The 10136-nt window shown below is 75.3% G+C and carries 6 protein-coding genes; 4 read left to right on the top strand and 2 right to left on the bottom strand.

The window, feature by feature from the left end; all coding sequences use genetic code 11:
- Positions 1-100: 100 nt before the first annotated feature.
- Positions 101-1606, top strand: a complete 1506-nt coding sequence (locus tag ACZ7GX_RS23125) for an nSTAND1 domain-containing NTPase (protein WP_498779565.1) — start codon at positions 101-103, stop codon at positions 1604-1606.
- A gap of 48 nt (positions 1607-1654) precedes the next feature.
- Here ACZ7GX_RS23125 and ACZ7GX_RS23120 read toward each other — a convergent pair whose 3' ends face one another.
- Together ACZ7GX_RS23120 and ACZ7GX_RS23115 are read right to left on the bottom strand one after the other, a co-directional pair.
- Complete coding sequence (locus ACZ7GX_RS23120; RefSeq protein ID WP_498779398.1) at positions 1655-4816, bottom strand: S8 family serine peptidase; 3162 nt, start codon at positions 4814-4816, stop codon at positions 1655-1657.
- 147 nt (positions 4817-4963) lie between these two features.
- A complete protein-coding gene (locus ACZ7GX_RS23115) occupies positions 4964-5542 on the bottom strand; it encodes a TetR family transcriptional regulator (RefSeq protein ID WP_498779397.1) in 579 nt (192 codons plus the stop codon).
- A 77-nt stretch (positions 5543-5619) separates the two neighbouring features.
- Here ACZ7GX_RS23115 and ACZ7GX_RS23110 point away from each other — a divergent pair, with 77 nt between their 5' ends.
- From ACZ7GX_RS23110 to ACZ7GX_RS23100, 3 genes are read left to right on the top strand one after another with little or no spacing between them, the layout of a single operon-like run.
- On the top strand, positions 5620-6627 hold the full coding sequence (locus ACZ7GX_RS23110) for an alpha/beta hydrolase (protein WP_498779395.1): 1008 nt from the start codon (positions 5620-5622) through the stop codon (positions 6625-6627).
- On the top strand, positions 6624-8426 hold the full coding sequence (locus ACZ7GX_RS23105; RefSeq protein WP_498779393.1) for an ABC transporter ATP-binding protein: 1803 nt from the start codon (positions 6624-6626) through the stop codon (positions 8424-8426). The genes ACZ7GX_RS23110 and ACZ7GX_RS23105 overlap by 4 nt, the downstream gene beginning before the upstream one ends.
- Positions 8423-10135 carry an ABC transporter ATP-binding protein gene (locus tag ACZ7GX_RS23100; protein ID WP_498779391.1) on the top strand — a complete coding sequence of 571 codons (1713 nt, stop codon included), beginning with the start codon at positions 8423-8425 and terminating at the stop codon, positions 10133-10135. Before ACZ7GX_RS23105 ends, ACZ7GX_RS23100 begins: the two co-directional genes overlap by 4 nt.
- The last annotated feature ends 1 nt before the right edge of the window (position 10136 follow it).

Genomic DNA, 10136 nt, shown 5'->3' with positions numbered 1-10136 from the left:
GCGCGCGTGGGGCCTCCCCCCCCCCCCCCCCCCCCCCCCCCCCCACCACCCCCCCCCCCCCCCCCCCCCCCCCCCCCCCCCCCCCCCCCCCCCCCCCCCGCTGCTCGACCGGCTCGCCGCGGCCAGGCTGATCACCCTCGACCGGCACACCGTGGAGCTGACCCACGAGGCGCTGCTGCGCGCGTGGCCGAGGCTGGTCGGCTGGCTGGACGAGGACCGCGAGGCGCTGCGCGCGCACCGCAGGCTCACCAGCGCCGCCGACGCCTGGCGCGCGCACGACCGCGACCCCGACGCGCTCTACCGCGGCGTCCACCTCGACCAGGCACGCCGCCTGGCGTCCCGCCTCAACCCCGCCGAACGCGAGTTCGTCGACGCCGGCCTGGCCGCCGAACGCGACCGCGAGGCGGTGCGCAGGCGGGGCGTGCGCAGGCTGCGGCGACTCGTCGCCTGCCTCGCCGCGCTCGTCCTGCTGCTCACCGCCACCGCGGCCTACGCGGTCACCGCCCAGCGCGCCGCCACCCGCGAGCGCAACCAGACGCTGTCGATGCGCGCCGCCGACTCCGCCCTGGACCTGCTGACCCGCCCGCGCGAAGCGGCGACGCTCGCCTTGGCGGCCTACCGCGTCGCACCCACCACCCAGTCCCGCGACGCGCTGCTGCTCGCCCGCGCGGCCGGCGCCGCCACCACCCTGGGCAGTGGTCACGTGCGCGTGCCCGGCCGCCTCTCGGTGACCCAGGAGTTCGGCGCCGAACCCGGGTTGCCGGGGACCATCCGGCTCTGGGCCGGCGCGGAACAGCAGCAGGCCGGCCGGATCCCGCTGCCGCCCACCGGTTTCCTGAACCTGATCAGCGCCGACGAGCGCACCGCGCTCGTGGTGGTCGACCGCGACGAGTTCCAGCTGTGGGACATCAGCGACCCCGCCGCGCCGCGCGTCACGAGCACCATGACCGACTGGCCGTTCCCCCTCGGCGTCGACGCGGCGGGCACCCTCATGACCGCCGTCGAGGACGGCGCCGCGGTCCACTGGCGACCCGGCGACACCACCCGCACCCGCCTGCCCGCCGACGGCGTCGAGTACGCCATGCCGCTGGACGACGGCTCCGGCGTGGTCCTGGCCCGCCACGACGGCGACCGGCGGCAGGTGGAGGTGTGGTCCTCGGACGGCCGGGTCACGCCGGTGTTCGGCCGCGACTCGCGGCTGATGCTCGTGCCGGGCCCGGGGCGCATGCTCGCCGTCCACGGCCGGGACGACGCGCACCTCGCCGTGCTCGACGGCGCCACGACGCTGCTGGAGGCGGACGGGATCCCGGAGTCGGCCGTGGTCGAGTTCGCCCGCGACGGCGGGGCCGTCACGGCGGTGCACCGCGACTCGGTGTGGTTGTGGGACCTGCGCGGTGGGGAACCGCTGGCGCTGCGCGCGCCGGGGGTGGAGTTCAGCTTCGTGCGCTACGAGCACGGCGAGCTGCTGATGGTGGACACCCGCGGCGCGCTGTGGCGGCTCGCGGTGGACGTCGACCGGGTGATCCGCGAGGTGTGCCCCGAACTGGTGGACGTCGACTGGGCGGCGCACTTCCCCGGGGTGGCGGAACGGCCGCTGTGCCCGTGACGGCGCCGGGCGGGAGGGCGGACACCCGCCCGGCGCCTGCCGGGACCGTCAGCCGAGCCGGTAGGCCCGGATCACGGTCTGGCTCAACTCGCCGCCCCGGCCGTCGGTGGCGTGCACGCGCAGCGAGGCGAACGTCCCCGGCTTCGCCCGGTTGCCCACGAGCGCCGCGCGGCCCAGCACCGGGAGGCTCACCCAGCTCGCACCGTCGTCATAGGACACCTCCACGCGGAAGTGGCGCAGCGGCGCGTTGTCCACGCCACGCTGCTGGTCGACCACCAAGGGCACGGTCAGCGGTCGGTACGCGGGGGCGCTGCCCGTGCCGTCCAGCTCCGGGGTGAACCGCACCACCGACATCGGCAGCCGTCGTTGGCGGTTCGTCGTGTCCGAGCGGAACGTCCAGTCGACCTCGATGCGCGTGCTGAAGTCCGAGACCTCCGGCGCGCGCGTCACCTCGGTCCGCGCCCGGAACACCGCGGGCCCCGGCGGCACCGCGAACACCCCGTGCCCGCTGCTGTCGTTCTCGCCGACCAGCTCACCGTCGCGGTACAGCGCGGTCCGCGCGGACGTGACCCTGGAGTAGCCCTCGTTGCCCTCCCGGTCGCCGAACAGCGACAGCGAGACCGCCACCTCGTTCCCGGTGCGGGCCAGGTTCGGGTAGTCGCCGGAGTACATCACCGGACCGATGACGGGCGCGCCGAACGACCGGTCGTAGGTCCGGCCCGCGCCGTACCGCTCCTGCTTCGCGGTCATCAGAGCTCCCTCGTCGGTGTACAGCGTTTCCCAGGCGACATCCGGTGTCGTGTACCGCGTGAAAACGAGCCCGGGGGCCAAGTCCGTGAACAAGCCCGGACCGGCCGCACCCGACGGCGCGACCACCCAGCCGCCCAACGCCCGGTACCCGCCGGTGTCCTTCAGGGCGATCGTGGTGCGCACCTTCGCCAGGTCCGACTCACGCGGCCGGCGCACGAAACCGTCGGGCACCCGGCCCTGCTCGACCCACCCCAGCCAGTAGGACGCCGACGGGCTCTCGGACTGCGCGGAGATGAAGACGTCCAACTCGCCCGCGGGCAGCGCCGGCCCGGCGTGACCGACCCGCGTCCCGGCCCGGAAACCGCCGGGCTGGTACAGCCCCACGCTCACGGTCTGCTCGCCGAGCCGGCGCTCGACCAGCAGGCGGTGCTCGCCCGCGGTCGCGGCCGGATCGGGCGCCACGACCTCCAGCGGTCCCGCCGGCCGGGCGTCGAGGACGACGTGCGCCGCTCCCTCCACCCGGAGGTCCGGCCGCGTGACGATCGTGTGCGGGCCCTCCTCCGGGCCCAGCAGCGCCTGCACCACGTAGTCGCCCTTGGGCAGCCGCACGGCGCCGTCCCGCACGTAGGTGTGCGCGCCGGTGGCCAGGTGCACCAGGAGCGTGAACGCCCGGCCCTCGGGCGCGCCGGGGTAGTCGAAGGTGACCGGGTAGCTCTCCACCTCGCGGTTGAGGCCGACCGGCGTCCGCAGCACCTCCGCGCCGCCTGCGGTCGCCACCACCGTGCCCGAGTGCGCGCCGTCTGCGGCCGCCTGCCGCGCGTCGCCCGTGACGGCGACCTCGGCCGCGCCGCCCGCCGGGACGGTGATGCTCGTCGGGGACACCGAGAACACGCCGGGCCCGTTCGCCCGCACCGCCAGGTCCAGCGTGACCGGCTGCGCGCCGTCGTTGCGGTAGACCACGGGTTTCGTGGTGGGTTTGTCGTCGTCGTGCGGCCACTCGTGCCTGCCGAGGACGACCGACGTGGGTTCGCTGGTGATCGTCGTGGACAACGCGGCGGCGATGTCCAGGCGGCCCGAGCCCTGGTCGTGCAGGCCCAGCGCCGGGTTCGGCCGCGCCGAGGCGGTCAGCGCCGCCTTGAGCCGCGCGCCGGTCCAGTCCGGGTGCCGCTGCGCCAGCAGCGCCGCGGCGCCGGCGACGTGCGGCGAGGCCATCGACGTGCCGGACAGCGCCATGTGGTGCTCGCCGACGGGCGCGCCGAGAAGTCCGCCGGTGCTCGCCTTCGCCGCGACGATGTCCACGCCCGGCGCGGTGATGTCGGGCTTGACCGCGCCGTCGGCGACCCTCGGTCCCCGGCTGGAGAAATCGGCCACCGAGTCGTCGCGCGCCACCGCGCCGACGGTCAGCGCGGCGTCGGCGGTGCCGGGCGAGAGCAGGGTGCCCGGCGCGTCGCCGGAGTTGCCCGCCGAGACCACGAACAGCGTGCCGTGGCTCGCCGACAGGGCGTCCACGGCGGCCTCGACCGGGTCGACGTCGTCGCTGGGCGGCAGGCCGAGGCTGACGTTCACCACGTCCGCGCCCTGTTCCGCGGCCCAGCGCATCCCCTCGATGATCGCGGACTCCGGGCAGAAGCCCTCGCGGTCGCACACCTTCGCGTCGAGCAGCCGCGCGTCCGGCGCGACGCCCCGGTAGGGCGCGCGGTGGCCGACGATCGTGGCCGCGACGTGCGTGCCGTGGCCGTAGCGGTCGACGCCGTCCTGCTCGCGGGTGAAGTCGCGCCCGGCGACCTCCCTCCCGACCAGGTCGGGGTGATCACCCTCCACGCCCGTGTCGACGACCGCGACGGTCACGCCCGCGCCGGTCAGCCCGGCCGCCCACGCCGCCGGCGCGCCGACCTGCGTGGTGCTGCGGTCCAGCAGCGGGCGGGCCATCCCGTCCAACCACACCTTGCCGGGGCCCTCGGGCAGTTCGAGCCACCCGGTCGACTTCGGGACCTCGGCCGCCACCGCGTCCACGGCGGGCAGCGCGTCGGCCACCCGTGCGCCCGACGGCGGCCGGCCCCCGGAGACGATCACCGGCACGGTGTCGCGCCGCGCGTCGTCGTACCCCGCCTCGACCAGCCCGGTGACGTCGAACAGCCGCTGGTCCACCCGGCCCTCGGCCAGCGGCCGGGCCACGTCGGCCGGGACCACGCGCAGGCGGCCCGCGTGCCGGGTGACCTGGAACGAGACGTCCTGCCGGTGCGCGCCGGGGGTGACGGAGACCAACCGGTCGCCGTCGAGGACGACCCGGTCGCCGGTGACGAGGGTGACGGTCTTGCGGTCGTCCGGCGACGACGTCGTGCCCCGCGCGCCGCCGGGCGCGGTCGTGTCCGGTGGTGTGCCGTCGGGTGCGGCGTGGGCGGGCGCCGCCGTTCCCGCCAGTGCGGCGGCCAGCGCCAGCGCCACTGCTCTTCGCGCCACGGGACCTCCCTGTCCGTAGGGGAGAGCCCGTGCCTCGAACGCCGCGGCACGGGCTCCGTCATCGGACCCGAGTCAAGCGGCGCGGAGGATGTTCAGCTTCGCCCTGGGCAGGCTGAACAACGAGTTGTGAACACCGGCGGCGGCGATCTAGGCCGGGTCGTCGGAGTCGGCGAAGTCGCGCAGGACCATCGCGGTCAGCGCCTCGACGTCGGCGTCGACCATCGGCACGCCGGTCATGCCCATCCGGTGCAGCAGGGTCCCGACGACGACGTCGATGAAGAGCAGGACCCGGTCCTCCGGCAGCCCCAGCGCGTCCACGAGCACGGCGAGGTACGGGGCCTGCAACCGCGTCGACAGGACCTCGCGCAGGGTCGGATCGCTGATGGCGTCCACGAACACGCCCGCGAACGCCGCGGCGACCCCCGGCTCGCCGATCTTCGCCGCGGCCAACCGGATGGCCGAGGACAGGATCTCGACCCGGTCCTCGCTCTCCGGCCGCAGCGGGCCGAACGTGTCGAGGATGCAGTCCACGATCAGGGCGCCCTTCGACTCCCACCGGCGGTAGAGCGTCGTCTTCGCGACCCCCGCCGCCGCCGCGATGCGGTCCATCGTCGCGCCCGCGTAGCCGAGCTCGTGGATCGTGCCCAGCGTCGCGGCGAAGACCACCGCGTCGATGCCGGCGCGCGGACGACCGGGCGGCCTGCCGGACGGGGTCGCTGGGGTCATGACCCCACGATAGCCAATTGCGCTACGATCGGTATCGATACCATCGGTAGCGAAACTACGGTGGTCGAGGAGGAGACATGGACGACGTCACCGGCGTCGAACGCCCCTCGCCGGGGGTCCGACTGCTGCACGCCCTGCGGAAGGAGCAGGACTGGTCCGCGATGACGACGGAGGAGCTGATCGCCTTCCGCGAGGTGGAGAACCGCAAGCGGGCGTCCCGCCTGCTCCGGGTGGTCACCGGGTGGCCCGCGCGCGGCGCCGGGATCCGGTGGCGGGAGGTGGCGTTGCCCGACCGGGAGGTCCGGGTCCGGGTGTACCGGCCGTCACCGGACCGCGGCGGGGACGACGACCTGCCACTCGTGCTGCACGTGCACGGCGGCGGGTTCGTCGGCACGGCGGCGCAGAGCGACTGGGTGAACAGCCACCTCGCCGCGCGGCTGCCCGCGGTGGTCGTCTCGGTCGAGCACCGGCTCCTCGATCCGGGGACCCCGCTGCCGGCGGCCGTCGACGACGGTTGGGACGTGCTGCGGCACGTGGTGCGGCACGCCGGGGAGTGGGGGATCGACCCGGCGCGCACCGCGGTCTTCGGGGAGAGCAACGGCGGGCTGATCGCCGCGCTGGTCGCGATCCGGGCCAGGGAAGCCGGGCTGCCCCTCCAGGCGCAGGTGTTGGTCAACCCCGCGCTCGACCTGACCGAGGCGGGGTTCGACCACCCGTCGATGACCCGGCACGCGCACAGCCCGACGCTGACCCTGCCGCACCTGCGGCTGTACCGGCGACTGGCCGTTCCGCCGGGAACGGATGCCCGTCCGCTGTCGCCGCTGCGCGCGGACGACCTGAGCGGGCTGGCCCCCGCGCTCGTCGTGGTGCCGACCGTCGACCCGCTGGCCGACCACGGCCGCCGTTACGCCGAACGGCTGCGGGAGGCGGGGACGCCCGCACGGCTCACCGAGCACCCCGGGGCGACGCACGGGTTCCTCAGCATGCCGGGCGTGGTGCGGCAGGCGAAACCCGCGCGGGCGGAGGTCGCCGGGTTCCTCCGGGACCGCCTGGTGACCGGGTCGACGAAGGTGGGGGACCGATGACCGCCGCCGAGGTGTCCGCGGCACCGGGCGTCGACCCGGCCAGACCGAGCCTGGCGGTGCTGCTGCGCCCTCACCGGTGGGCCTTCGCCGCCGTTGTCGTGCTCCAGGTGGTCGGCGCGGTCGCGGGGCTGGCGCCGTTGCTGGCGGTGGTCGAACTGGGCCGTGCGCTGCTGTCGCCCGCCCCGGTCGACCACGGCCACGTGTGGTTCGTCGTGGTCGCGGGCGCGGTCGGGCTGTTCGTGCGGCTGCTGTTCACCTCCGCGTCGGCCGCCGTGGGGCACCTCCTTGACGGCCGGGTGCAGCTGTCGTTCCGGCGGGCGCTGGCCGATCGGCTGGGGCACGCGCCGATCGGCTGGTTCGCCCACCGCCGGACCGGCGAGCTGGCGAAGGTCGTGGGGGAGGACGTGAGCGCGGTGCACCCGGTCATCGCCCACGCACCCGGTGAGCTCGTGTCCGCGTTCGTGGTGCCGCTGGTGTCGTTGGTCTACCTGGTCACCGTCGACTGGCGGCTCACGCTGATCACGTTGGCGCCGGTGGTGCTCGCGGTGGCGCTGGTCCCGCTGATGATGACGCCGGCCCGGCTGCGCGAGCAGGAGGAGTTCGACGGCGCCATGGGGCGGATCGCGAGCTCGGTGGTCGAGTTCGTGCGGGGCATCGCCGTGGTGAAGGCGTTCGGCGGTGGCGAGCGCGCGCACCGCCGGTTCCGCACGGCGGTGGACGACTTCGTCGGCGCCTTCAACCGGTGGGTGCACGGCATGGCCGGGCCCGCCGCCGGGATGCAGCTGGCGCTGTCGCCGCCGTTCGTGCTGCTGGTCGTGCTGGTCGGCGGGGCGGTCCTGATCACGTCCGGCGGCCTGGCGCCGGCCGACCTGCTGCCGTTCGTGCTGCTCGGGCTCGGCCTGACGGCTCCGGTGGCGGCCCTCGGTCACGGTTTCGACGACCTCCAGGCCGCACGGCGCGCGCTCGACCGGATCCGGGACGTGCTGGCGGTGCGACCGCTGCCGGAGCCCGCGCACCCGGTCGCGCCGCGCGGGCACCGGGTGGAGCTGCGCGACGTCCGCTTCGGCTACGAGCCGGGGCACGAGGTGCTGCGCGGGATCGACCTGGTGCTCGAACCGGGCACGACCACCGCGGTCGTCGGCCCCTCGGGCAGCGGCAAGTCCACGCTGGTCCAGCTGTTGCCGCGGTTCTTCGACCCGACCGGGGGCGCGGTCGTGCTCGGCGGCGTCGACCTGCGCGACCTCGACGGCCGCGAGCTCTACCGGACGGTGTCGTTCGTCTTCCAGTCCACGTCCCTGCTGCGCGCGTCGGTCGCGGACAACATCGCGCTGGCCGTGCCGCACGCCGATCGCGACGACGTGGTCCGCGCCGCCCGGCTGGCCGACATCCACGAGCGGATCCTCGAACTGCCGCGCGGGTACGAGTCGGTGATCGGCGAGGACGCCGGGCTGTCGGGCGGCGAGGCGCAGCGGATCTCGCTGGCCCGCGCGCTGCTCGCCGACGCGCCCGTGCTGGTGCTGGACGAGGCGACCGCCTTCGCCGACCCGCGGACCGAACAGGCGGTGCGCCGGGCCCTGGCGGCGTCGGCGGGCGATCGGACGACCCTCGTGATCGCCCACCGCCTGGAGACGATCGCCGACGCCGACACCGTCGTGGTGCTGGAGGACGGTGCGATCGTGGAGCGCGGCGCACCCGCCGAACTGCTGGCGCGCAACGGGAAGTTCGCCGCGTTCTGGCACTCGCACCGAGCGGCGACGGCCGATGGAACCCCCGCCCGGGAAGGAAGCGAACCCCGATGATCCGGATGTTGCTGCGGGTGCTCGGGAACGAGTACGCCCGGCCGGTGCGCCGCACCGTCACCCTGATGACGGTCACCGCGATGGCCGAAGGCCTGTCCTACGCCCTGCTGGTCCCCGTGCTGCGGGCGCTGCTCGGGCCCGCACCGGGGGACGTCCGGCCGTCGTTGGTCGCGTTCGGCGCCGCCGTCGCGGTCTACGCGGTGCTGCGCTACCGCAGCGACCTGTCCGGGTTCCGCGCCGGGACCACGTTGCTGCGCGGCATGTACCACCGGCTCGGCGACCACCTCGCCCGGCTGCCCGTCGGCTGGTACGACGGCCGCCGGGTCGGGGAGCTGTCCGTCCTGGCCGGCACCGGGGTGTTGCAGGCCATGGGTGTGATCGCGCACCTGCTGGCGCCGTTCGTCTCCGCCGCCGTGACGCCGCTGACGATCGTGTTGGTGATGCTCGGCTTCGACTGGCGGTTGGGGTTGGCCGCGTTGGCCGCCGCACCGGTCGTGGCGGCGGTCCAGTCCTGGACGGGGCGCTCGGCGGCCGCCACCGACGCCGAGCGCGCCGAACGCGACCACGAGGCCGCCGGGCGGGTCATCGAGTACCTCCAGGCGCAGCCGGTGCTGCGGGCCGGCGGCCGGACGGCCGAGCGCTTCCGGTCGCTGGACGACTCGCTGCGGGACGTCCGGCGCGCGTCACGCCGCTCCGTGCGGTCCGCGCTGCCCGGCGCGGTGGGCCTGGCGCTGGCGGTGCAGGCGATGTTCACCGTGGTGCTCGTCCTGGGCGCGTACCTCGCGCTGGGCGGGCACATCGGCGCGGCCGAGGTCGTCGCGATCCTGGTGCTGGCCGCCCGGTGCGCGGATCCGCTGCTGTCGCTGTCGGACATCGGCGGCAAGCTGCGCGGCGCGCGTTTCGAGCTGGCGCGGCTCGACGAGGTGCTGCGCACCGAGCCGCTGCCACGACCGCGTGAGCCGGTCCGGCCGCGGCACCACGGGCTGGAACTCGACTCCGCCACCTTCCGGCACGGCGACCGCACGGTGGTCGACGACGTGTCGTTGACCGTGCCGGAGGGGCAGCGGCTCGCCGTGGTCGGACCGTCGGGCGCGGGCAAGAGCACGCTGCTCCAGCTGCTCGCGCGGTTCTACGACGTGGACGCGGGCGCGGTGCGCGTGGGCGGCGTGGACGTGCGTGCCGTCGACACCGAGGAGCTGATGGCCCGGATCGCGTTCGTGTTCCAGGACGTCTACCTCTTCGACGGCACGATCGAGGAGAACGTGCGCCTCGGCCGTCCCGACGCGAGTGCCGCCGAGGTGCGGCAGGCAGCGGCGGCGGCGCGGTTGGACGAGGTGGTCGAGCGGCTGCCCGGCGGGTGGGCGACGAACGTCGGCGAGGGCGGCGCGCGGCTCTCGGGCGGTGAGCGCCAGCGCGTCTCGATCGCGCGGGCGCTGCTGAAGGACGCGCCGATCGTGCTGCTGGACGAGGTGACCTCCGCCCTCGACCCGGTGAACGAAGCGGCCGTCCACGACGGCGTCGAGCGCCTGATGGCCGGCCGCACGGTGGTGATGGTGGCGCACCGGATGCGGACCGTCCGACGGGCCGACCGGGTCGTCTTCCTCGACGGCGGCCGGATCGTGGAGGAGGGCTCCCACGAAGAGCTGCTGCGCCTCGGTGGCCGCTACGCCGACTTCTGGCACCTGTCGGAGGCGACGCCGGTCTCGTGAG

This window comes from Actinosynnema sp. NPDC037264, from assembly GCF_055603705.1.
This window is presented reverse-complemented; position numbering and strand designations above follow the sequence as displayed.

Coding starts and splice junctions, on each gene's coding strand:
- ACZ7GX_RS23115 (WP_498779397.1), bottom strand. CDS start 5,542: ATGACCCCAGCGACCCCGTCCGGCAGGCCGCCCGGTCGTCCGCGCGCC.
- ACZ7GX_RS23110 (WP_498779395.1), top strand. CDS start 5,620: ATGGACGACGTCACCGGCGTCGAACGCCCCTCGCCGGGGGTCCGACTG.
- ACZ7GX_RS23105 (WP_498779393.1), top strand. CDS start 6,624: ATGACCGCCGCCGAGGTGTCCGCGGCACCGGGCGTCGACCCGGCCAGA.
- ACZ7GX_RS23100 (WP_498779391.1), top strand. CDS start 8,423: ATGATCCGGATGTTGCTGCGGGTGCTCGGGAACGAGTACGCCCGGCCG.